Genomic DNA, 22,888 nt, shown 5'->3' on the forward strand with positions numbered 1-22,888 from the left:
ATGAATCTGCAAAACATACTGAATGATATTGAAAAGGTGGACGCTGATGTCTATGAGCGTTTAGACCATGTCTCGCGTCGCCACGTATTTCAGAGCTGGATGAAGAAGGCTTTGGCCGGAGTAACTCCGCTGGCTTTTTCGGCCGTGCTTAACAAAGCATATGCTCAAAACAACGTTGTTGTTGACGTATTGAACTATGCGCTGACACTAGAGTTTCTGGAGGCTGAATTCTATAACAGAAGTTTGTCGTCAGGCATCATTCCGGCTGCAGCGCGTGCTTATTACGAGCAAATCGCCAAGCACGAGAATGCACACGTAAGCTTACTTCAGGGGGCGTTGGGTTCAGCAGCCATCAGGAAGCCTAATTTCGATTTCACGGCGAAAGGCGCTTTCCCAACTGTATTCTCTGATGTACAGACGAACTACGCACTTGCTCAGGCATTCGAAGATACCGGTGTTCGTGCTTACAAAGGTCAGGCTGCCAATCTGATTTCGGCTCCGGCTGTTCTGACGGTAGCTCTTCAGATCCACTCGGTAGAAGCGCGTCACGCGGCTCGTATCCGTTTCCTGCGTGGCCAGAAAGGCTGGATCACCAACTCTGATGCGAGTGGACTACCGGCCGCTATCTATGCGGGCGAAGGTAGCATCACTCAGGCTGGCGTTAACCTGACAACACTACCAGGTAACATCAACGCTGATCGTTCGTCGGAAGCGTTCGATGAGATCCTTACCAAAGAGCAGGTACTGGCCATTGCTGGACCGTTCATCGCTTAGGTTCTAATAGCGTAAAACAAGAATTGGGTAGTTTGTTGATGACTCATCAACAAACTACCCAATTCTTGTTTCGTACCATGCTTGTCGATTGGTAATCATTTGTTGCTAAATCGTAGGCTTCAATACACAATTACCAATAAATCTATTTATTTATCAGCCATTCGGCCGACTAAACGTTACACTTTGCAATCGTAGGGTAGACCCTTTTTCGTAGTCTTTTGCCGCGGTAGGGTCCAGGCTAATCTGCGATATAACGCCATCCCAGCCTCCGACTCGGCTCAGATCAATTTCGTAGGTCCGTAGCTGACCATCCCCAATGATTGGAAAGGTTGTATAGCGGTCACTAACCGGCAGAAAGTCAAAGTCGCCCGGCTTTCTCCAGCTTAGGCGTGCTGAAGTACCTTTTGTTTTAAACGCAGCCTGAACGTATAGTTTAGGTACGTCAGTGGCTTTCCAGAACACAGTCGGGCTCATAAGCCGAAAGTCAGCTTTTGTAGTATCGATTCGTTCCCAGCGAACATCCAGTCCATTCTGAATTGGCCAGCCCCGATCCCGAACATTATTATAATACCATCCCTGCCGATCTTTCGCAAAAATAAAGTTAGGGCCTGGCGTTGGTCTGGGTTGGCTGTAGGCAAACTGTCGAATGTCACTCAATGAGCCCACTATCAAATAATAGTCATATTCATATTGACCGTTATGATCAATGACCAGGTAGTCGTCATTACTCATGTAGCCACTCGATCCATCCGCTTCAGTACCTACTTTAGGTGTTCCGAAACCAATAGTTTTATACCGGTACACATTCGGCCGGTATAAGCCCACGCCCCGCCCCTGCTCGTTCAGGATAGCCACCCAATTTTCGGTACCGTAGCGGTTAGTATTCTCTCGATCAGTCGTTTCGGTAACCGGCGCATTCGTGAAAGGCTGTGAACCATCGTAGAGCACATAGCGGTAGTATGGTCCGTTGAGGTACACGCAAGGCGTTTCCTGACCACGGGCACTATACTGCGTAGTATCGAGTCGGTTCACGTTAACCCGGCAACGAACATGAACACTATTGCCCTGAAGCTCGATCCAGTGTTCCATCACGCAATCGGCGGGTTCATCAAACAGAGGCCATATCAGCGGAATCGTCTTGACGTATAACTGATTCCCCGTTTGTTGATAGCTCAATACGCGAGCTGGATGGTTGTAATAATCTCCTGTTTGAACCGGATTCCATCCGAGATTAAGCCATGCAGCAACAGGCTGCTTTCCATTGACCGAGTACGGATAAGGTCCACCGTAGAAGGCGGTCTGTATTTGCCTACCCAGATCAAAGTTATTGACCATGTTTTCACTAGTGCCAGCTTCAGCGAGGTAATTGATAGCCCCTCCCATGTTGAGATCAATGGCAAGCCGCACTTTCTCGTTGGCAATAAACAAGCGTTTGGGGGCAGCAGGTTGCTCCTGTGGAGGTAACCCGCCCGTTGGAGGGGTAGGTTTTACAGCAGGGCTATAAGGCGCTGTAGCTGGAAAGTCTCGCACACAGGTGAAGGCCATGAAGCCAACAAGCGTGCAAACAAGCGGTACATAAAAGCGAGGCATAGTCGCAGATTAAAAAAGAATTAAATCAAAAATAGGCTACCGAAGCCCGTTTTCCAACTAAGAGTTATTTTACGACAGGTTGATAGAGAGTCTTTACCAGGTTAAAGAAGAATCCTATCTTTTTTTTATCGGTTGGTACTCCTTTGGTCAGCATATACTAATTTTGCAGGATTTTTGGCCACCCGTCAACGATCTAACAGCCACATCTTATCTGTCAGTATTTAGTAGCCATCATTCGTTTGTCAATGCTTCGCTAAAAAATGCCTAAAAACACTAACATACGCTCGGTTCTTATTATTGGCTCTGGCCCCATCGTTATTGGTCAGGCGTGCGAGTTCGACTACGCTGGCTCACAAGCCGCCCGCTCCATTCGCGATGAAGGTATAGAAGTATCGTTGATCAATTCTAACCCGGCCACGATCATGACCGACCCGATCAACGCCGATTATGTGTACCTGCTGCCTCTGGAGAAAAAATCCATCGTCGACATCCTGAAAAAACACCAGGAGATGGGCAGACCCATCGACGCTGTATTGCCAACGATGGGTGGTCAAACGGCCCTGAACCTGGCCATTGACTGCGACAAGGCCGGTATCTGGACGAAATACGGTGTCCAGATTATTGGTGTAGACATTAAGGCCATTGAAACCACCGAAGACCGGGAGAAATTTCGGTTGCTAATGCTGGAACTTGGCGCGGGCGTTTGTAAAGGCCGTACAGCCCGCTCGTTTCTGGAAGGTAAAGAAATTGCGCAGGAAATTGGCTTCCCGCTCGTTATCCGGCCGTCGTTTACGCTGGGTGGTACCGGCGGTGGCTTCGTTAATCGTCCCGAAGATTTTGATAAGGCACTCACCAATGGTTTGCACGCGTCGCCCGTTCATGAGGTGCTTGTCGAACAAAGTGTGATGGGCTGGAAAGAGTATGAACTAGAGTTGCTGCGCGATAACAACGGTAATTTTGTCATTATCTGCTCCATCGAGAACTTTGACCCCATGGGTATCCACACCGGCGACAGCATCACGGTTGCTCCGGCCATGACCCTACCCGATACGCTGTACCAGCAAATGCGCGACCTGGCCATTCGGGTCATGAGCGGCATTGGCCAGTTTGCCGGTGGATGTAACATCCAGTTTTCGGTCAATCCGCAAACCGACGATATTATTGTCATTGAAGTTAATCCACGGGTGAGCCGATCATCGGCACTGGCCTCAAAAGCAACGGGTTACCCCATTGCGAAGATTGCCGCTAAAATGGCGGTCGGGTATAACCTGGATGAGTTGATAAACCCCATTACGGGTACCACCTCGGCCTTCTTCGAACCCGCCATCGACTATGTGATTGTAAAAGTACCCCGCTGGAACTTCGATAAATTTCCGGGTGCAGATCGCAGTCTGGGACTCCAGATGAAATCGGTTGGCGAAGCGATGGGTATTGGTCGTAACTTCCAGGAGGCCCTCCAAAAGGCTTGCCAGTCGCTCGAAATCCGGCGGAACGGGCTTGGTGCCGACGGTCGTGAATTAGCCGATCGCGATGCCTTAACCCAAAGCCTTCAGCACCCGAGCTGGAATCGGCTGTTTCATATTTACGACGCCTTCAAAGCGGGTATGTCGTTCCGTACCATCCAGCAATTAACCAAGATTGACCCCTGGTTCCTGCATCAGATTGAAGAACTGATTGAACTGGAGCGCGAAATTGAGAAATACGACCTGGACGATCTGCCCCCTGAGCTACTGCGCACGGCAAAACAAAAAGGATACGCCGACCGCCAGTTGGCGCATATCCTCAGCGTAAAAGAAAGTAAGATATACGACTATCGGCAGCGGCACAACATCCGTCGAGTCTATAAATGCGTGGATACCTGCGCGGCTGAGTTTGAGGCCAAAACACCTTATTATTACTCAACATTCAATAACCAGGTTCCGATCACAACTGATCGGCCCGAACCGGTTTCTGAATTGCCGGGCAACGAATCGGTCCGCAGTAACCGGAAAAAGGTCGTTGTGCTTGGCTCGGGTCCTAACCGGATTGGGCAAGGTATTGAGTTTGATTACTCATGCGTTCATGGTGTGCTGGCGGCTAAGGAAGCAGGTTATGAAACCATCATGATTAACTGCAATCCAGAAACGGTTTCGACCGATCCTGACATTGCCGATAAGTTGTATTTTGAGCCGGTGTTCTGGGAGCATGTTCATGCGATCATCATGCACGAACAGCCCGAAGGCGTTATCGTGCAATTGGGTGGTCAAACGGCCCTAAAAATGGCCGAAAAGTTGACTCGGTATGGTATCAAAATCATCGGTACGAGTTGGGAAGCCCTTGACCTGGCCGAAGATCGGGGGCATTTCTCGGCCTTATTACGTGATCTGAACATTCCGTATCCGAAGTTTGGCACGGTACGGGAAGCCGAAGGGGCACTGGAGTTGTCGCGCGAATTGGGTTTCCCATTGCTGGTACGGCCAAGCTACGTCTTGGGTGGGCAGAATATGAAAATCGTTATCAACGAGAGTGAGCTGGAACAGCACGTGATGAAAATCCTGCAGGATATTCCAGATAATAACATTCTGCTCGACCACTTCCTCGAAAACGCCATTGAGGCCGAAGCTGATGCTATCTGCGATGGTGAAGACGTGTATATCATTGGCATCATGGAACACATCGAACCAGCCGGTATCCACTCGGGCGACTCCTACGCCGTATTGCCAGCTTTCGACCTAAGCGATAACGTCATTCGACAGATTGAAGAGCACACCCGGAAGATTGCGGTTGCGCTGAAAACGGTTGGCCTGATTAATATCCAGTTCGCCGTGAAGAACGAGGTTGTCTATATCATTGAAGCCAATCCACGGGCGAGCCGGACGGTTCCGTTCATTTGCAAAGCCTATCAGGAGCCTTACGTTAATTACGCAACAAAGGTGATGCTGGGCGACAAAAAAGTGAAGGATTTCGACTTCAAACCGGTGAAGAAAGGCTATGCGATCAAGATCCCGGTTTTCTCCTTCAACAAGTTTCCAAACGTTAATAAGGAGCTGGGGCCGGAGATGAAATCTACGGGAGAAGGTATCTATTTCATCGACGACTTGACGGACGACTTCTTCCAGAAGGTCTACGGCGAACGAAATCTGTACCTGAGCCGGTAATTAGTTATTGATTACTTATCATTGTGCCACGCTTAAAGGAGCGTGGCACAAGTGTTTTATTGCGATTTTCGTTTAGTAGGTAGATATTTACATTGCTCTGTTTTACTTATAAAGCTATGACTGTTGTATCAGTTGAACTAGATGACAAACAAGCTGTCGAGCTTAAACAAGTATCTGAATCAATGCAGACGCCCGAAACGGACTTGATTCGAAAAGCAATCAATAACTATTTGCGTCAATACCGCATGGATCAAATTCGGTCGAGAACTCAGCCCTATGTAGAGGCCGCAGGCTTCCTTACCGAAGACGATATTTATAGAGAAATTTCATAACTTCGAAACAAAGGCTTACTATTACCCAACACTGAAACGACAAAGGGGCTGTTTGTTTCGTAATTATTTTGCTAGTTATGTATCGGAAACGGCCCTGCGTTTACCAGCCTCTACATCGATTGTCTTCGACACCAAGGTTTTAATTTCAGCTTTTATTTTCAAAGGTTACGCCGATCAAGTGTACAGATATTGTGCTGAGCGCTATATCCTTTACACCTCAGAGTGGATGCTTGATAAACTCAAAGATGTCTTAAGTCGAGAGAAATTTCGGCTTCCTCCTACACTTCAGGAAGAGATTATAGCTCAAATAAAGGCAGATAGTCAGGTAGTCATACCAGTCAATCAACTTCCTACCAATTCTCCTGATCCAGACGACAATTATGTTTTGCAAACTGCGCTTTCAGTTCAGGCAAACTTTCTTATTACTGGCGATGAAAAACATCTTCTGCTCTTAAAACAAGTCCAAACCACTGAAATTATTGCCCCGAGAACTTCTTCGAGCGATATATAGCTCAATGATTCTGCTCAAACTTTATGGCATTCAAACGCAAACAGCCCTCCTTACCTGAGCGTAAGGAGGGCTGTTTTTATTAGGCATCTGTTGTTAGAAACCTAGACCGATAGCAAAACCACGGATAGATGTGATGTTGCCGGGGAAATTGATAGCGTTCGTAGCGGCACCGCTCGTCAGATTAATTGTATAGATCCGAGCTACCCCCCCTGTACGTAGCAAGGCATACCCAACATTGCTTGCTCCACCAATGTCGAAGCCATTACCACCTTCGGCACCAATACCGAGCGAACCGATCATTTCCAGCGTACCATTGTTCGGTGGGTTCTGGCGAGCTAACATAGCCGTTCCTGTCCGGGTATCAATGTCGTATAACGTCGTCGTTGTTGCGCCAGCGAAGTTGTTCGTGTAGGCGGCAGCCGTTACGTTAGGCGAACCAGGGTTCAGGCTGCCATCTGTAGCAGCGATCGTTCCATCGTTCGGATTCAAGCGCAGATTTTGTCCAGAATTGCTAATAAGACGAATCCGGTCAACTGTCGGATTGAAGTCAAACGCGATGTCGTTACCCGACAAGGTACCAAATGGACCTGAGCCAACCACAGTTGCTGCACCATTCGACGTATTAATCGTGTAAAGGCGATAGGTGCTACCTACGGCATACAGCTGACCATTGGCCGGGCGGAAATCAATTCCATAAATCATCTCACCACTTTGTAAACCCGTTATTGCTTTAGTAATCGGGTTAGGATTCATCGGATTGAAGATGATCAGGTTGTTACTACCGTCAACGGCATACGCTACGGGCTCGGTCGGAATAGCCAGTCCAACGATGCTCACATTAGGCAAATCGCCAAGCCGCTCAGCCCGTCCATTACTTAAGTTTATCTGATAAAAGCCCTGGGTGACACCACTGATCAAAACGGCAACTGCGTCGCCATTCGGAGCAATGTCGAAGCTACCCGTACCTGCAATGTCTACACCCAATCCGCCAACCTCAACCAGCGTACCGTTGTTTGGTGGGTCCTGACGATACAGCTTGTCCGTAATAGGATCAATGTCATATAAGGTTGTCGTGGTAACCCCCGAGCGGTTGTTGGTGTAAGCTACGCCGTTGATTGATACACCCGCTACGCCATTAATCGGGCCGTCAGTTGCAGCAACAGTTCCTGTTTCAGGATTCAGCCGCAGGTTTTGACCACGGTTGGTAACCAGACGGATGCGGTCAACTGTAGGGTTAAAATCAAACGCCACCACATCGCCGTTCACCGACGGCGAGAACGGGCCAGTACCTAGTGCCGTTGCCACACCGTTTACCACGTTAATCATGTATAAACGGCTGTTGTTACTCACGCCGTACAACTGCCCCGTTGCTGGGCGGTAGTCAATCGCCACCAGACGTTCACTGCCCTGTACGCCAGTGAGCGTGATGGTTCTCATCACGGCGGATGGGTTTTGTGAGTTGAGTTGCAATAATTGATTATTGTCCGTCAACACGTAGAACATGAGGTCGGCGGATAGGCGGCCGCTACCTCTCGAAATTCCGTCCTGTGGCGTAAGCTGCTCCTGTAAATCCCGACAGGCATTTAGGGTTAGTAACGAACCAACCGCTAGTAAACCAGCAACGATGCGCAATCTTTTCTTGTAAAGCATGGTCGTCATTAATTGAAAAGTTGTTCTGCACGAATTGAATATGAACAATGCACCACTCTATACGGCAACTTAGCGCCCCTGGATTGCTTATAATTAAAAATTAATTAAAATATATTATGCGGTCTTAAACCAACTCCCAGCCTTAATTTAACGTATTAATAATCAATTAATTAAAATAATTTTTTAAGACCAAGATAACCACCAGTAGATTTGGGGAGCAGATCCCCTCGATCGACCGAAAACGAAGTTGTTAACTCCATTCCCTTTGCCTGGTGTAGAGGCCACTGAGCCATGATAAGACTCGAAAATTGATGAAAAGGGCTTGTGTATGGTTGACTAAACGTACCGAAGTTACGGCTGTACGACGCCCGCAGGGTTAGCAACGGGCCTTGACGAAACGCACCACGAATGCCCGTGTACCAGGCTATTACACGATTATCGGGGAAGAAGCCTCCCCCAGTATAGGCATTATTAACGGCTGACGACAACGTAGTCCGAGGGGCAATGAATGGTGTGCCGAGCGTGCGCCCTTTATACGACCACCCTTCCCGATACTGGCTATGATTGAAGTAGTTATCACCTCCCTGGTAGCGAGCCGTCTGATCGAAGATAGACCCACTTTGATTGGTCGTACTAAGCCACTCCAGCACAACCCGTTGTATTTGAAACCGTGTTTTGTGAGCAGAACGATTTGCGTAACGTAGTCCCGTCAGGCCATCGGGTACGTTTTGCAAAGCCAGGCCCGATGCATCTTCGTAAATATGCTGATGATACAGTAACCACTTACTTTTGGGGCGGGTCCACTCGACGGCCAGATCATAACTACCTATATGGTTGCCAATGCGGTTCTCACCGTCGAAACCGGTGAATCGGTCGTTCTGGATATCCTTGGGATAACGGCCTGTCACAAGCGACACGTAATCCTGGAACGAAGTGGGCAGATTACCATTAACAGACAACGTTGGATTGATTAAATAATCGGCGTGCCCTCCCCATTGTACCTGGTGATTAATGCCGGCGTAGATCTTGACAGACCAGTTTGGCTTACCGATACGTCCGTACAAATATTTTTGATGCAGGTAACTCCCTTGTATGTATGTGTTGGCAAACCAGCCGTGCGCGTAACCCGCCCGAATCGCAATCAGTTTTTTGGTGAACGGCACCGGAATAAATTCCGGTAAGTGCAGCTGAATTTTAGGAAAGGGCAACGCATTGCCAGACCAGGCCACGAAGCCCGACGTCAATACGGTGTCGCCTAACCCAATGACTTCTCGTCGGTTACCGCCGTACAATTCGAGCTTACCAAAACGAACCTTTACAAAGGCATCAGGCAACAGAAACGCCGGGTTAACTGAGGTGGAAGCAGGTCCAATATTAGTCACGGCGAAAAGCCCTCCCCCCCAATCAAAGCGTTTTTTACGTTTAGTTATTGAGTCGGGTCCAGGAGCATAGTCTCGCGACACCCCCAGGCGTAACGTACCAAAAGAACCCCGCAACGGTACGGTTCCGTATTGATTCGTCCGTAACCAAAACGGCGTTTGCTCGCTCGATGCCGCCAGACCACCTATTTCTACCGAATAGTGCATTCGTTTGGCCGTATCGACCGGCTGCGCTAACGCGGGCAATGTGCTGAACCAACCAATAAACCCAACCAGGTAAAGTATACGCATAAGGAGGTAGCCGACACTATTAAAAGACGAATCTGATGTTGATCCGCCTTACTACGACAAATTTGGTGACAAGCACGTTATAAAACATCTTACCCTGTTTTATCATTACAATAAAAGAATCACCCCCTGCCCATGAATATACCAGTTACTACGTTAAATAACGGCGTCGAGATGCCCATGCTAGGCCTCGGCGTCTACGCGCCTAGCCACAACAGCGAAGTACAACAAGCCGTCGAATGGGCACTCGAAGCGGGTTGTCGTCTGATCGATACGGCTTCTGCCTACGGCAATGAGCGTCAGGTGGCCGATGCCCTTCAGGCTACAAACCTGCCCCGCAACGAAGTGTTTATCACAACAAAAGTCTGGAACGACGACCAGGGATACGATCGTACCTTACGGGCTTTTGAACGAAGTCTGGAGCGCCTTCGGATCGACGTCGTGGACCTATACCTTATTCACTGGCCGGTTCAAGAACACCGACGTGATACCTGGAAAGCCCTGGAGAAAATTTATGCCGATGGGCGCGCAAGGGCCATTGGTGTCTCGAACTATTACCAAGCGCATCTGGACGAGCTCTTTGAACAGGCAAACGTAACGCCCGCCGTTAACCAATTCGAATTTAGCCCCTATTGTTATCTGCCCGACGTGCTGGACTACTGCCGCCAGAAAAATATCAAGCCCGAAGGGTATGCGCCTTTAGTGCGTGGTGAAAAACAGAACGATCCCCGGCTCGTGGCAATCGCTGAGAAGTATGGCAAATCAACGTACCAGCTTCTGGTCCGGTGGTCCTTGCAGCACGACGTCATTACAATCCCTAAATCGGTAAAAAAAGAGCGTATCCAGGCTAACTTCGACGTGCTGGATTTTGAGATTTCTGAAGAAGACATGGCAACCATGAACACCTTTTACGACAACACGCGGGTAGCGCCTGACCCACGCGATATTCCGTAGCGGATTTAGCGTGAAATTGGTAGATTTGATAAAATTCTAAAAACGCATGGAAGCAGTTGCCCTCCGCCAGTTGACGTATCGGGAGTTTCGGGAGATGGAGTTCGACGACAACGACCCCTTCCAATACGAGCTTCTCGATGGTGAAATCATGAAGAAAAACGCACCTACCCCTTGGCATCAACGTTTATCGCGTTTGTTATTACGTCAACTTGATAACCATGTTACCGAGAAAAAATTAGGTGAGGTATTTTATGCCCCAATTGACGTTTTTCTCAATGATTACAATGCGCCCCAACCCGACCTGATTTTTGTATCAGAAGTGAACAAGGCGTTGATTACCAATGACGGCATTATGTACGTGCCCGATCTGGTCGTTGAAATAATTTCGCCCTCATCCATACGGCGGGACCGTTTTGACAAGCGAGATATTTACGAGCGATTCGCCATTCCTGAGTACTGGATTGCCGATCCGCAAAATCAGGAAATTGAGGTATACAGCCTGGCCGAAACCGGCAAATATGAATTGTACTGCATTGCGTCGGTACAAGATTTAGTACGTGGGGAGGGCTTTACCGTAAAGTCAAAGGTGTTACCAGCGCTACAAATTGACATTAGGTCGTTATTCTGAAATCAGCAGTATCGGCAACCGTCAAGGCTGGCCAGCGTTCACGTAGTAGCTCGGCTAGTGCGCCTAACCCCCACTCTTCGCTACGGCGATGCCCAACGGCAATAACGGCAATTCCGGTTTCGTCAACGGCTTCCTGCGCTTGTTTTCGGTATTGGCCAGTAATATACAGCTCGGCTCCCCGATCGGCGGCCTCCCGAATCAGGCTGTCATTCATGGCCCCCACCACGGCTAGTCGGCTAATTCCCGTTCGGCTATTTACTAAACTACGGCCGGCTTCAGCCCGGTCATAGCCGCCAAACATCGTTTTTACCAGGTGTAGCCACCCGTCAAATTCTTGTTCATCACCGTTGAAGAGCATGCCGATTGGGCGCTGTGGAAGCAATTCACCCGATTCGTTCGTGGCTTGCTTGCCTTCCAATGGTTGAAGTTGGTCCAGTGCGCCCAAGGCCGTAGCCATTCTAGGACTAAATCCCATGGCCAGAGTCTCATCGAATGGAAGATGATGATAGAGAACACCAACGTCCGACGGCCATGTGTCGAGATCGAGCTGCCAGGGGCGATGCAACCACAGGGCATCTATGGCCGATTGCTCAACCCACTCTTCTATGCCAGGAAATGGCTCAAGTGCCAGACCAAGCCGTTGAATGGACCGATTCGTGGCTTTATAAATACCGCCCTGTTCATTGTTGGGATAACGTTCGGTGGCGAACTCTTTCTGCAAAAACGCTGCGATCTCATCGAGCGTACTAGGTTGATGTGGCATAATTCAATAACCCCCTCCCGGCCCGATGGTTTGCCAACAGGCCGACTAATCTGGCACATAATGACCGTTTACTCAAGAGTTTTTGACTTTCTCAAAAATAAATTCATAAGTTTGCATCGCTAAACGCGTCCGCACTGGCGGTCCTACAACGCCCATGAAGTTCCTCGCTTAAAAACCTTACGTAGGTTTTTCTTTCTCTCCCAAGTTTCTGCTACCCGCCTGGGTGGCTCATTTTCATCTTTACCATCATTTTTATACGTGCGTGTCAGTAGCTGTCGGGCTGCGGCATAGTCGTTTTGCATCAATGACCAAATTCTTACGGTTATTCCTGGCCGCATTGCGCGGTTCGGAGACCAATTTCACATCCGGTAGCATCAACCGAGCTATTTTCCTGCTGTCCGTCCCGATGATTCTGGAGATGGTCATGGAGTCGCTCTTTGCGGTAGTGGACGTTTTTTTCGTTGCCAAAATCGGTACGGAAGCCATTGCCACGGTCGGCCTGACCGAGTCAGTGCTGACACTCGTGTATTCAATCGCCATTGGCCTGAGCACAGCCGCCACGGCACTGGTCTCCCGGCGTATTGGCGAAGATAATCCACGCGGGGCCAGCACGGCCGTTGGCCAGGTTATCTTGGTATCGGTGACGCTGGCGGTACTCATGGGCCTGCCCGGCTACCTGTTCGCCGATACCATCTTGCGCCTGATGGGTGGCGACGAGCGGCTAATTGCCAATGGCGTTGGCTTCACTCAAATGATTTTTGCGAGTGCCCCGGCTATTGTCTTACTGCACACACTAAGTGGCTGTTTGCGGGGTGCAGGCGAAGCGTCTATTGCCATGCGCTCGTTATGGCTGGCCAATGGCATCAACATTGTACTGTGTCCGGTGTTCATTTTCGGTTATGGACCAATTCCGGAAATGGGTGTATTAGGATCGGCGGTAGCCACGACAACCGGTCGTACAGTCGGGGTGCTGTATCAGCTTTACGCGCTGACACGGGCCGGTAATACGGTGCAGGTGCGCAGCACCGACTTGACACCCAATGCCGACATCATCCGCAACCTGATTAAGCTCGGTATTGGCGGTACGAGTCAGTTTCTGGTGGGGTCCGCCAGCTGGGTATTCCTGACGCGGGTATTGTCAACCTTCGGTAGCGACGTAGTGGCGGGGTACACGATTGCCATCCGAATCATTGTGTTCACGATTTTGCCATCCTGGGGCATGGCCAATGCCGCGGCTACCCTGGTGGGACAGAACCTGGGCGCTGGGCAACCCGAACGGGCAGCCACTTCGGCCTGGCGAGCGGCTTTCTGCAATATGCTCTTCCTGGTGGCAGTAGGCATCGGCTTCTTCATCGGGGCGGTTGAGGTTGTAGGCCTGTTTAACAAGGAAACAGCTATTGTTACGGTGGCCGTCGAGTGTTTACGGGTATTTTGCATTGGCTACGTGTTCATGGCGTATGGCATGGTGCTGAGTCAGGCGCTGAACGGCGCAGGCGATACCCGAACGCCCACGCTGATCAACATTGTGTGCTTCTGGCTGGTCGAAATTCCGCTGGCCTATGCGCTGGCTATGTTCTTCGATTGGGGTCCGCCTGGCGTGTTCTGGTCGGTGGCCATCAGCGAAACCCTGTTGGCCGTAATTGCGATCTGGGTGTTCCGAAGAGGACGTTGGAAAACCGTTCAGGTATAGGCAAAACTAGCCTTTCTGAGCTGTTTTCCAGCCGAAACTTTTCCCCGAAGGGGCCCGTTAACTAAGTATAGCGTGTGTTTTCAGGCATTTTTTCCAAGTTTAGAGTAATGCCTGAATGTTCTCTTCATACACAACAGCTAAGCCGTTGTGTGCTATTTTTCAACATTGAATTACTTTATGATCGACACCCATAAACAACCCGAAACCGCCGTTCTGGTCGCGCTGATTACGCAAAAGCAGACCGTCGACCAAACGAAAGAATACCTGGATGAATTAGCGTTTCTGGCCGAGACATCGGGCGTTAGAACCATTAAATCGTTTACCCAGAAACTCGACCGACCCGATACCCGCACCTTCGTGGGTAAAGGAAAGCTGGATGAGATTAAGACCTTTATTCTCGACAATCCGGTAGATTCCATCATTTTCGATGATGATCTGACTCCCGCGCAGGTGCGGAACCTGGAAGCCGAATTTAAGGAAGTGAAGGTCCTCGACCGAAGCTTACTGATTCTGAATATCTTCTCACTACGTGCGCAAACGGCCCAGGCCCGCGTGCAGGTTGAGTTAGCCCAGTATCAGTATATGTATCCGCGACTAACTCGGATGTGGAGCCACTTGACGAGCCAGAAAGGGGGCGTCGGGATGCGTGGACCCGGTGAGAAAGAGCTCGAAACGGACCGCCGGATCGTGAAAGACCGGATTGCGTTTCTGAAAGATAAGCTGGCCAAGATTGACAAACAGAGCCAGACGCGCCGGAAAGAGCGTGATCGACTGGTACGCGTGGCGCTGGTCGGCTACACCAACGTTGGTAAGTCGACGCTGATGCGCACGATGGCCAAGACGGACGTGTTCGCCGAAAATAAACTCTTCGCGACGGTTGATTCGACCGTACGGAAGGTGACGCTCGGTAATATTCCGTTCCTGTTGACGGATACGGTTGGGTTCATTCGCAAACTGCCGACCATGCTTATCGAGTCGTTCAAATCAACGCTTGATGAAGTACGTGAAGCAGACATCCTGGTTCACGTCGTGGACGTATCGCATCCTAACTTTGAGGAGCAAATTGAGGTCGTTAACCAGACGCTGGCCGACATCAATGCCGCCGATAAGCCAATGGTGCTGGTCTTCAACAAAATGGACCAATTTGTGCCAAGGGACGAATGGACCGATAAAGTGCAGTCGAATGATCAGGATGAAGACGAACACGAATCCGCTGATTATGACGTAGCAATTCCGGTAGCCGTGCGAAAGCAAACCGCCCTACAATATCTGAAGAGGACGTATCTGACCAAAAGGGCCGATTACGTAGCCTTCATTTCGGCCGAAACAGGTGAGAACGTTGGCGAATTACGTGAGCTGTTGTACGATCTGGTGAAAGAAAAACACTACCAGATCTACCCCAACTGGGTGAACGTACCCCTCACAGAATCAGCCGAGTTTGGCGATGGTTTGGCAGGTTAACGGATTTTTGGCATTTTTGTATTGACTGTAGAGACGCAAAATCTTGCGTCTCTACTTTTTGGTCCTGTAGTTCAACAGATAGAACCAGAACGCTGGACCGAGCTGTTTCCTTAACGTTTGATATGGGTTCGATTCCCGTTGAGACTAATAAAGTATTATTGCAGGTTGCGTAGTTCAACGGATAGAATAGACGTTTCCTAAACGTTTGATATGGGTTCGATTCCCGTCGCGACCACCAAACAAAAAGCCCAACCTTTTCAGGTCTGGGCTTTTTTGTGGTTTATACAAACGATGGGATGGTTTCAATAATCCAGCTACGAAGACTCGGTATATTTAACGTGAGTTATTATGGATGACCTATCTCGCAAGCCAGTGACTTGAAGCGCGTAAAGAGCAAAATCTGACTGTTCAGCCGACTGGTCAGGAAGCCCTTTCAAAAAAGCCTTAGCCTCAGCGGCAGCCTGCACTTTACGGCCCTGCTCCACAGGAGTAAGCTTAACAAAGTCAAGCGACTCCCGGTACCGAATCAGGGCGTCGGCCTGTTTGCTGTTTTCTACGTCAATAACGCACTGGCTCATGGCTAGAATGATAATAAAATTCTGGATACCAAAACTAACGAATAGCAAGCCTAATCAGTGCCTTTTTGCTAGCGGTTTACTACAAATTTGGCAAATGCCGACTTAAATAGCTGGTTATCCAATATAGTAGGTAGTCACTATGAGACTACAACAAAAAGCCGATTCTGACTCAGAATCGGCTTTTGTATAAAAGTATGGTTAGTGAGCCAGAAGCTAGTCAACGGCCTTTTCGCCCTGCTTCTTCTTCACTTTAGCTACTGCTTTTAACTCTTTAGAATCACTCTTCAGCTCTTTCTTCACGGCTTTCTCTACCTTCTTTTCGGCCTTGGCGGTACGTGTCTTAGGGTCAGACACGTGTGGAATCTCAACGCCTTTATGCTCCTGAGCGTTCATCACTTTCGTTTCAGCCTTTGCTATTTTCTTCTCAGCTTTCGTCTCTTTCTTAATGGCTTTTTTCTCTTGTACTGCCTGTCCCATAGAAGGCTGAGCCGCCATAAAAAGGGCACAGCAAATCGCGATTACTGTCGTTTTCATACTCTTGGTTTTAGTGTAAGAATTTAGCCAACTCATAGGATTGGCTACCTGTTAAGATAGACAAACCGACAGCACACCGCTTTGTTTAAAGTGAGCGGACATTAACGAGACAGGGTATTAATTGATTTCGCCTGATAAGAAGAAAGCCAATGCCAACGCTGACATTGGCTTTCTCGTAAAATGAAAATCTTTAATCACAAATTGGTATACGTCCTCCTCACTTGACATTTGCATAAATACCCACTGTATCCATTTGCTTCTGCCCGATAGTAGTATTCATCATGTTTCGTGACTTTCACAACTGCTCCTTTGGGAATCGCATAGCTTGAGTTAGCCATATAGCTTGGTGCTGCTTTTAGAGCTGCATTTGGCTCTGCTTGGGCGTATAGTTGCTGTGAAGAGGCTGTTGTGCTGGTTGTAGCCCAGGTCGCTTTATCCTTCGCTACCGGACTAGGTTCAGAATAGGTTGTAGTAACTGGCGAATCATCACTATCCGGCGTTGGTGCCGAAGTAACAGAACTACGTGTTCTAACCGAACCACCCGTTATTCGGCCAGTATTCGGGTTATAGTTACCTGGATAGCTGTAGTTGTCAGTTATCGTGTGATTTGGACGAGTACGGACATGGGGCTCAACGTAAGTGCCATTCTTGCGATAATACCCCCGTACATGAACCTGAGCAAACGATACCAGGCTCGACGCGAAAAGCAGCAGAATAAGTAGCAGTCGTTTCATGGGTGAATTTTTATGAAGTATTGTATTTATAAACAACAAAAAGGCCGTGAGAACTTACTATGATTTTTCAGGGAATAAGTTCTTACGACTCAATCAGTGTTATGACACAACTGGCTTTTCGTAAGCTGACAATGCTTTCTGTAAAGCCTCACTGTAAAGAAAAATGTCGTTGATGCTGCTTATCTCGTATCGCTGCTCAGCTCTGTTTTCATCAAAGACTGTGATTGCTTTCTTACTACCGTTGAGATGCAATCGGCAAATGGGTTTACGGTTATTATCGTCCAGTAATATGGCAAAGTATGATTGGGCGTCGCGGTGTACGATTCGGTTAGCGTCAATTGTGTTTCTGAGGATCGCTCTAACTATGTAAAATCCTTCCAGCTCCTCCTGAGTCGTTACAATGGTTGGCGCTTTCTTTTCCTCGGCAGCAGACGTAACAGGCAACTCCATAGCCACGGGTTGAGGAGCAACTATTTCCTCCTGCCCCAGAGCAGTCTTTAATCGATCCGTTATCTGATCAGAGAACGTGTGCTGGTAAGACTTACGAACTAGATTCGTAAAGTACTCCATCATTTTAGCGGTAAGCGTGCCGCTGTAAACCTGCTTGGCGAAGTAACGCACCAAAGCATCCGAAGGAGCCGCCATTTCGTGCTGAATAAGCACTTTCAATTCGCCGGTGTACTTCAGCTCGCTAGCCGTTGATATAATAGTTTCAACGTCGAAATACGACTTATGGAACTTCTTTAACTCTTCTACCTGATTGTCACGCAGGTCCAGCAGGTTGACTTCCAGAAATGGTTTTTCGTCCATTTTGTTAGCCTCCTGCAAGTCTGTGTAAAAACGATAAACGATCCCGTTAGTAAGCACACCGAATCGGGCTTTCGTGACGTGGAAGTAACGTAGCAACTGATTGTCGTGCAGCGTAAGCGACTGTTTCCAGTGCTTGCACTCAATAAGCATACAGGGCTCAGCGGGGCTGCCATCGGCGCTTTCTCTCATGACGGCGTAATCAACCTTCTCCCCTTTCTTGGTACCAATGTCGCTGATAAACTCAGGGACAACTTCCAGGGGATTGAACACGTCATAGCCAAGTGTTTGCAGAAACGGTAAGATGAGAGCCGTCTTAGTTGCTTCTTCGGTTTGGATAGACTCTTTCAAGCGAGCAACCCGGTCACCGAGCTGCTTAATCTGATCTTTGAAATCCATATTGGTAAGGGTTTAGGAGTTATAAAGGTTTAGGTAATCTAATGGCTGAGGGCGATCTTAATTGGCCTTACTTTTTTGCGGCCCCGCAGTCAGCACAATTCTCAATTCTTCGTTCTCTGACTTGCCCTAGATTACTCCTTTCACTATAAACTTGAACACACTCAGTAAGATCATCACAAAACTCACTGCCTGGTACTCGGGTCCATGTTATACTACGAGGAGGTTTGGCTCCCTTTTCTCCTGGTCCAGTTGGTCCTACTCCTTCCCCAACCGTTGTTGAATCTGATGGAGGTGCAGTTACACAACTTGTAGTAAAAGTAGTTTCTACTTTGTTTCCGTTTTGTGAAGCATTTACAAATAGTCGTTTATCATTACGCATAGAATCAGGAATGATAAATTCGTTAGATTCTTGTCCTGATTTTATGCCGTCTACTCCATACGTTACTGCATTATCATCACCACCTGTAGTAGTCAATGATAATACGCCAGTTTGACAATTTAATCCTAAAATTTTCACTACTAACGGTTTTTGGGGCACCGGCCAAAAGGCCCAGACTAAGCCTATTGATATGCATAAAAGGCCTATAATCAAAGCCGGTTTGAGCCATCTTCGACCCGTTGGAGGTGGCTTAGGAACCTGATATAGTTCATTGCCACAATTCGGACAAACTAAATCTTTAGCCCCCTGAATTGGTATAATTTCAGAGGAATCAGCCTTAGGGCATTCCCCTTGATTAGTACAGATGCCGTATCTTATCATCAAAGTGAGTGTGAATTATATATAACAATATACTGAACGAGTAAATCACTGGTCTTTCTGCAACTCCGTTATTAATTTGACAGCTGCATCTTTAAAGAGCTTATAATCAGCATCACTACCATCCTGCTTAAGTTGGATAACCGTATTCTTGATCTCCTCTACTAGTTCATCTTTGCGACTTTTATGTCTATACTTGGTCTGGCTTTCTTGCTCTACTATAGAAGAAAGTTGACTAATATGGTCTTCCGCTAAAGACTTCCACGAACTGCTAAGCGATTTCTCCATAAAGAACACAGATTCTTCGTCACCAAACATATCGACCTTTACCAATGCCAATTTGCTGTAACCTTCCTCATTTTTTCTTTCTTTGACTATCTTCATGGCATAAGCTAGTAATAAGATAGGTACTGAATCAACTCGCTTCTTATAGAGTAGATCAACTAGTTCTTGCTGTGTAGGAGCAAACAAGCTAGGCAAGCCAGCTCCATCGTCTTGAAGATGGAGAAGCATTTTGGCTCTTATAGTGTCAGGCTTTTGTAAGCGTAGGCTATATTTTTCGCGTAGGCGCTCAGTTTGAGTTAAGTAACGAAGAGGAAATAGACTGGTAACAGCCATGAGTGTAATTCGATACTCACTCGAATCAGCTTCTAAAAACTTGAGTTCAGTTTGTGAATTTCTGTTGAACTCAAACGCGTCTTTCAAGTCGTCAATAAATGTGGCGTAATTTGTAGTTGAATTTTTTGGTAGAATTACAAAAAGAGTACGCTTAGCAGGGCCTGATGACAATCCATCTCCCGACTTACCTACTTCATTCTGATTAAATAATATATAACAGCCAGCGTATTTCATGAGCTGGCCTGTCAAGTCTCGCAGAGCCGACTTATTACCTTCGTATCGCCGTTGTAGCTTTTCAATAACATTCATACCCAGTAAACGCTCTTGTTTAGCTAAGTCTTTTTCTATAGCTAAAGCGTTTTCCTGGCATACCTTTTCAAGTTCTGTTGAGAATGCGTTTTTCTGTAATCGATTGTTGAAGTCGACGAAAGTTAACCGATCTTCACCTAATAATTTTGTTATTGCGTCTCGTACTTTGGCTGTTTGCGGGCCTTGAATTTTTACATCTCTGCTAAAGCGTCGAACAACGTCTTTAACTCGACTAGGTTCATAAAATGGAACTAACTGCTGTTTGAAAACTTCTACACTGTCGGCAGCAGTTTCTGAAGTCCATTCACGGTCATTACAGCGAGACTGAATGTTTTGTTCAAATATGGCTATTCCGTCGTTAACAGTTCCACCAGCCACAGTGATTTCGTGTTTCAACAACTCGAGCTGTTCTAAAATTTCTGGCACAAACTCACGAGCGAACTTTACGCCTTCTATTTCGGTACGAACTCGGTATTCATCCTGAATAGTTATCACTTGAGCTTCAAAAATTTCATCCCGCTTGTTAAGCCAGTCAGAAATAATACCAATCTTAGCCCAGTTTATGTCATTCTGTAGAATCAACTCTTTCGCCTTTTCTTCAAGTTTTTTGAGAGATTCTATTTTATCATCCAGTCCTTTTGCGATATCAGAGCGTAAGTAATCAACCAAGGCATCAATCTTTCGTCCTAAATCATAAATAGACAAATCTCCGCTTCGCCATTCACCAAAAAACTCGGCCTCAATTCTTCCTCGAATTTCACGGGCCATATCCCGCTTATCCTTACGCTTAGCTTCAAAAAATTTCACTACTCCACCCGATCTCCTAAAATCTTCCTCAAATTCTTTTAAGGCTAATGACTTTAAAGAATCAATCCAAAATTTCTTATCACTTTGTTTGGCCAGCGGCTTAAAAAAATTAAGCTTATCACGCCAATGCGTTTCAAATGCCTTCCACTTTCTACTACTTTCATCTATTAATACAGGCTCTGAAAGTGTGATATGCTTTAATGTCAGGTACCATCCTTGCAACTTATCGTCCCGTCGGACGTATTCATTAAAGCTGTTGTTCTTTGGGCTGTTTGCAAAACCAGATACGTCTACCCAGTTATTAAAGCGCAACTGAAGAGCCGCCTGTTTGGCAAGATTGAACGTCAAGTATTCTTTTATCTCCTGCTCTGGGATTGCAATACGTTTAATTCCAAAGCTCAGGAATCGCTTGCTACGTTCAGCGGTCTTACTCCCTACAGCCATTTCAGGCGTTGGATCACCATTTTCTCCTGACTCAATACGATGCAGTTCGGATGAAATCTGAGTTAAACCAATCGTCTTTTGGTACAGGAAATCGGCAACTATATTAGGAAGCTCAGTCTCTTTATCAACGGTGATTCCATTTTCATTCTGGTTTGAAAACACATAACAACCAGTAAATGGCGTATCAACATTAAGTTGTCCCTTCTGCCCTGTTACATCATAAGGACGTAATGCTCCTGTACTAAGCGCATTCAATTCAAGCAGAGCAGCATAACCATTGGCATGGTAGAAATCTAATACAGTATTCCAATTTGTTGTGTCCTCCGGCAGATAGACATAAAGAAGAATTGTGTAATCCGCATTATTAGCAGGAAATAAATTACGTATTTGCGTAATAATGTCTACAATTGAACCGCTTCCTGTCCCTCCTGCTAAACCTGCGCAAACATGAAAGGTAATATCCGACTCCTTTGTATTGTTTCTAAGCTTTGTAACTCTATCTGTAAGGGCACTATTAAAATCATTAGCGTTACCTGCAAAAAGGATTCTACCCATGCGCCGACGCTGCATTCCAGCCGTTTTTTGACCTTTTGAATCATTAATTAGACCAATCCACTCGTTTCTATCACCAATGAATTCTTTTACACCAGGGTACCTTTCAATTTCAGCAAATTTACTTGCTAAGTTATCTGACTTGAGCTCTAGAAAATTACTAGTTCCTAATGCAATTGATTCGCCTAATACCTCCCACTCAGCTATCTTAGCTACTTCATCACGGCTGGAATCCACATACAAGTATTCGATGTTGCTGGGTGGCTGATTCCTAAACTGTTGGTATACATTTTTTTTGAATGCTCTTACAACTTTACCTCCAGTACCACCGGAGACAATAAGTAAATGATTAGCCATAATTGTATTATGTAAATGTGAAATACTTGAGTTTTACGCAGATTTGAAGCTGCTTCGAATATCAGTGTATGCTGCGTACCCAATCAATCCAAAAGGTATTAACTGCACCAATAAAAAAGCTATTACTAATCCAATACGTGATAATGTTACAACGCGTGGTGCTTGCTGTGTAAGCTGAGTTTTGATATGATCAGCGGCTAAATCGACGGCTCGTTCTGTAGGATAAACTTGACCCTGTTTATTTTTGAAATAAGCTTCTACATCTTCCTGAACAATCCTAGTCGGAACATTGGGGGAAGCCCAGACAACTTTACTCAAGAAAGGATGTTGTGCGTCAAAATTTTTACAAGCTTCGTTAGAGTATGTTTCGGCAACTATCAGTTTTGATTCGCTTTGAGATATAGGCACCCCAACCTCATAACTTGGGAAGTTTGAAAAATCTTCTTTACCTATTTTTTTTACTGACTCATACGTTTTGTGTAGCGTTTCTCGTGACCAAACTGGGTCAATCTTGATGGTCGCTTGCCATATGGTAATACGAGCTAGGGTAACTTCCTTCATGAAGGCCAAGCCAGCAAACGCTAAGACGAAGAAGAAGGTTAAAGTGCAAGCCAGTGCAGTAAGTACTTTGTGCGTCATTGTAAGTTGAAACCGCTTGTTCCAAAGCTGTACATAATGAAGGCAAACCCAGGCACATAGAGTAGTTATTCCAACAGCAGCCGCAAAAGTTAAGCCCAACTGCGCGGGTGTGAGCTTTGCCAGCCCTCCTGAAATGATACTAATTAGCTCAAGTAACGAGCCGAAGAGTCCAGTAGACATGTCTATTATTTATTAG

General features: G+C 47.1%; 19 protein-coding genes and 2 tRNA genes. 10 read left to right on the forward strand and 11 right to left on the reverse strand.

Annotation, left to right across the window (positions count from 1 at the left end; genetic code table 11):
* Window positions 1–774 carry a ferritin-like domain-containing protein gene (locus ACFSUS_RS05875; RefSeq protein WP_381520388.1) on the forward strand — a complete coding sequence of 258 codons (774 nt, stop codon included), beginning with the start codon at window positions 1–3 and terminating at the stop codon, window positions 772–774.
* A 153-nt stretch (window positions 775–927) separates the two neighbouring features.
* Here the strand turns inward: ACFSUS_RS05875 and ACFSUS_RS05880 are convergent, their stop codons facing one another.
* The gene (locus tag ACFSUS_RS05880) at window positions 928–2,364 is read right to left on the reverse strand and encodes a hypothetical protein (protein ID WP_381520391.1); all 1,437 of its coding nucleotides are present in this window, start codon (window positions 2,362–2,364) and stop codon (window positions 928–930) included.
* 260 nt (window positions 2,365–2,624) lie between these two features.
* On the opposite strand from ACFSUS_RS05880, the gene carB reads away from it, so the two are divergent.
* From carB to ACFSUS_RS05895, 3 genes are all read left to right on the forward strand, one after another.
* Window positions 2,625–5,501 (forward strand): carbamoyl-phosphate synthase large subunit, encoded by a 2,877-nt coding sequence (carB, locus tag ACFSUS_RS05885; RefSeq protein ID WP_381520394.1) that lies wholly within the window; start codon window positions 2,625–2,627, stop codon window positions 5,499–5,501.
* Window positions 5,502–5,617: 116 nt separating this feature from the next.
* Window positions 5,618–5,833, forward strand: coding sequence for a ribbon-helix-helix domain-containing protein (locus ACFSUS_RS05890; RefSeq protein ID WP_381520397.1), 216 nt, complete (start codon window positions 5,618–5,620; stop codon window positions 5,831–5,833).
* A gap of 52 nt (window positions 5,834–5,885) precedes the next feature.
* Window positions 5,886–6,344, forward strand: coding sequence for a putative toxin-antitoxin system toxin component, PIN family (locus ACFSUS_RS05895; RefSeq protein ID WP_381520399.1), 459 nt, complete (start codon window positions 5,886–5,888; stop codon window positions 6,342–6,344).
* A gap of 93 nt (window positions 6,345–6,437) precedes the next feature.
* Here the strand turns inward: ACFSUS_RS05895 and ACFSUS_RS05900 are convergent, their stop codons facing one another.
* Together ACFSUS_RS05900 and ACFSUS_RS05905 are read right to left on the reverse strand one after the other, a co-directional pair.
* The gene (locus ACFSUS_RS05900; RefSeq protein ID WP_381520402.1) at window positions 6,438–7,994 is read right to left on the reverse strand and encodes a DUF4394 domain-containing protein; all 1,557 of its coding nucleotides are present in this window, start codon (window positions 7,992–7,994) and stop codon (window positions 6,438–6,440) included.
* 170 nt (window positions 7,995–8,164) lie between these two features.
* A complete protein-coding gene (locus ACFSUS_RS05905) occupies window positions 8,165–9,664 on the reverse strand; it encodes a capsule assembly Wzi family protein (RefSeq protein ID WP_381520405.1) in 1,500 nt (499 codons plus the stop codon).
* Window positions 9,665–9,796: 132 nt separating this feature from the next.
* On the opposite strand from ACFSUS_RS05905, the gene ACFSUS_RS05910 reads away from it, so the two are divergent.
* Both ACFSUS_RS05910 and ACFSUS_RS05915 read left to right on the forward strand, forming a co-directional pair.
* Window positions 9,797–10,615, forward strand: coding sequence for an aldo/keto reductase (locus ACFSUS_RS05910; protein ID WP_381520408.1), 819 nt, complete (start codon window positions 9,797–9,799; stop codon window positions 10,613–10,615).
* Window positions 10,616–10,661: 46 nt separating this feature from the next.
* A complete protein-coding gene (locus ACFSUS_RS05915; RefSeq protein WP_381520411.1) occupies window positions 10,662–11,243 on the forward strand; it encodes a Uma2 family endonuclease in 582 nt (193 codons plus the stop codon).
* Here the strand turns inward: ACFSUS_RS05915 and ACFSUS_RS05920 are convergent.
* Complete coding sequence (locus ACFSUS_RS05920; RefSeq protein ID WP_381520414.1) at window positions 11,227–12,006, reverse strand: Nif3-like dinuclear metal center hexameric protein; 780 nt, start codon at window positions 12,004–12,006, stop codon at window positions 11,227–11,229. The two genes, ACFSUS_RS05915 and ACFSUS_RS05920, sit on opposite strands and share 17 nt — an antisense overlap.
* Before the next feature lie 304 nt (window positions 12,007–12,310).
* On the opposite strand from ACFSUS_RS05920, the gene ACFSUS_RS05925 reads away from it, so the two are divergent.
* The 4 genes from ACFSUS_RS05925 to ACFSUS_RS05940 all read left to right on the forward strand — a co-directional run bounded on the left by ACFSUS_RS05925 (window position 12,311) and on the right by ACFSUS_RS05940 (window position 15,395).
* Entirely contained in the window at window positions 12,311–13,696 is a 1,386-nt protein-coding gene (locus ACFSUS_RS05925; protein ID WP_381520417.1) for an MATE family efflux transporter, read from the forward strand.
* Window positions 13,697–13,873: 177 nt separating this feature from the next.
* Window positions 13,874–15,157: a GTPase HflX gene (gene hflX / locus ACFSUS_RS05930; protein ID WP_381520420.1), complete on the forward strand. Its 1,284-nt coding sequence runs from the start codon at window positions 13,874–13,876 to the stop codon at window positions 15,155–15,157.
* 60 nt (window positions 15,158–15,217) lie between these two features.
* Window positions 15,218–15,304, forward strand: a tRNA-OTHER gene (locus ACFSUS_RS05935).
* A 16-nt stretch (window positions 15,305–15,320) separates the two neighbouring features.
* A tRNA-Arg gene (locus tag ACFSUS_RS05940) sits at window positions 15,321–15,395 on the forward strand.
* Between the two features lie 76 nt (window positions 15,396–15,471).
* Here the strand turns inward: ACFSUS_RS05940 and ACFSUS_RS05945 are convergent.
* The 7 genes from ACFSUS_RS05945 to ACFSUS_RS05975 all read right to left on the reverse strand — a co-directional run bounded on the left by ACFSUS_RS05945 (window position 15,472) and on the right by ACFSUS_RS05975 (window position 22,872).
* Window positions 15,472–15,735, reverse strand: a complete 264-nt coding sequence (locus ACFSUS_RS05945; RefSeq protein WP_381520424.1) for a hypothetical protein — start codon at window positions 15,733–15,735, stop codon at window positions 15,472–15,474.
* A 213-nt stretch (window positions 15,736–15,948) separates the two neighbouring features.
* Window positions 15,949–16,269 carry a hypothetical protein gene (locus ACFSUS_RS05950; RefSeq protein WP_381520427.1) on the reverse strand — a complete coding sequence of 107 codons (321 nt, stop codon included), beginning with the start codon at window positions 16,267–16,269 and terminating at the stop codon, window positions 15,949–15,951.
* 194 nt (window positions 16,270–16,463) lie between these two features.
* A complete protein-coding gene (locus tag ACFSUS_RS05955; protein WP_381520430.1) occupies window positions 16,464–17,003 on the reverse strand; it encodes a hypothetical protein in 540 nt (179 codons plus the stop codon).
* A gap of 99 nt (window positions 17,004–17,102) precedes the next feature.
* Entirely contained in the window at window positions 17,103–18,209 is a 1,107-nt protein-coding gene (locus ACFSUS_RS05960) for a type I restriction endonuclease (protein WP_381520432.1), read from the reverse strand.
* Window positions 18,210–18,276: 67 nt separating this feature from the next.
* Complete coding sequence (locus ACFSUS_RS05965; RefSeq protein WP_381520435.1) at window positions 18,277–18,726, reverse strand: hypothetical protein; 450 nt, start codon at window positions 18,724–18,726, stop codon at window positions 18,277–18,279.
* Between the two features lie 288 nt (window positions 18,727–19,014).
* Window positions 19,015–22,053: a tubulin-like doman-containing protein gene (locus tag ACFSUS_RS05970; protein WP_381520437.1), complete on the reverse strand. Its 3,039-nt coding sequence runs from the start codon at window positions 22,051–22,053 to the stop codon at window positions 19,015–19,017.
* 33 nt (window positions 22,054–22,086) lie between these two features.
* On the reverse strand, window positions 22,087–22,872 hold the full coding sequence (locus tag ACFSUS_RS05975; protein WP_381520440.1) for a hypothetical protein: 786 nt from the start codon (window positions 22,870–22,872) through the stop codon (window positions 22,087–22,089).
* Window positions 22,873–22,888 lie beyond the last annotated feature (16 nt).

Source organism: Spirosoma soli (assembly GCF_042684525.1).
GTDB classification, from domain to species: Bacteria; Bacteroidota; Bacteroidia; order Cytophagales; family Spirosomataceae; genus Spirosoma; species Spirosoma soli.

Bases quoted from the DNA above. Each gene is read 5' to 3' on its own strand.
- ACFSUS_RS05875 (WP_381520388.1), top strand. From the start codon at position 1: ATGAATCTGCAAAACATACTGAATGATATTGAAAAGGTGGACGCTGAT.
- ACFSUS_RS05880 (WP_381520391.1), bottom strand. From the start codon at position 2,364: ATGCCTCGCTTTTATGTACCGCTTGTTTGCACGCTTGTTGGCTTCATG.
- carB (WP_381520394.1), top strand. From the start codon at position 2,625: ATGCCTAAAAACACTAACATACGCTCGGTTCTTATTATTGGCTCTGGC.
- ACFSUS_RS05890 (WP_381520397.1), top strand. From the start codon at position 5,618: ATGACTGTTGTATCAGTTGAACTAGATGACAAACAAGCTGTCGAGCTT.
- ACFSUS_RS05900 (WP_381520402.1), bottom strand. From the start codon at position 7,994: ATGCTTTACAAGAAAAGATTGCGCATCGTTGCTGGTTTACTAGCGGTT.
- ACFSUS_RS05905 (WP_381520405.1), bottom strand. From the start codon at position 9,664: ATGCGTATACTTTACCTGGTTGGGTTTATTGGTTGGTTCAGCACATTG.
- ACFSUS_RS05910 (WP_381520408.1), top strand. From the start codon at position 9,797: ATGAATATACCAGTTACTACGTTAAATAACGGCGTCGAGATGCCCATG.
- ACFSUS_RS05915 (WP_381520411.1), top strand. From the start codon at position 10,662: ATGGAAGCAGTTGCCCTCCGCCAGTTGACGTATCGGGAGTTTCGGGAG.
- ACFSUS_RS05920 (WP_381520414.1), bottom strand. From the start codon at position 12,006: ATGCCACATCAACCTAGTACGCTCGATGAGATCGCAGCGTTTTTGCAG.
- ACFSUS_RS05925 (WP_381520417.1), top strand. From the start codon at position 12,311: ATGACCAAATTCTTACGGTTATTCCTGGCCGCATTGCGCGGTTCGGAG.
- hflX (WP_381520420.1), top strand. From the start codon at position 13,874: ATGATCGACACCCATAAACAACCCGAAACCGCCGTTCTGGTCGCGCTG.
- ACFSUS_RS05945 (WP_381520424.1), bottom strand. From the start codon at position 15,735: ATGAGCCAGTGCGTTATTGACGTAGAAAACAGCAAACAGGCCGACGCC.
- ACFSUS_RS05950 (WP_381520427.1), bottom strand. From the start codon at position 16,269: ATGAAAACGACAGTAATCGCGATTTGCTGTGCCCTTTTTATGGCGGCT.
- ACFSUS_RS05955 (WP_381520430.1), bottom strand. From the start codon at position 17,003: ATGAAACGACTGCTACTTATTCTGCTGCTTTTCGCGTCGAGCCTGGTA.
- ACFSUS_RS05960 (WP_381520432.1), bottom strand. From the start codon at position 18,209: ATGGATTTCAAAGATCAGATTAAGCAGCTCGGTGACCGGGTTGCTCGC.
- ACFSUS_RS05970 (WP_381520437.1), bottom strand. From the start codon at position 22,053: ATGGCTAATCATTTACTTATTGTCTCCGGTGGTACTGGAGGTAAAGTT.
- ACFSUS_RS05975 (WP_381520440.1), bottom strand. From the start codon at position 22,872: ATGTCTACTGGACTCTTCGGCTCGTTACTTGAGCTAATTAGTATCATT.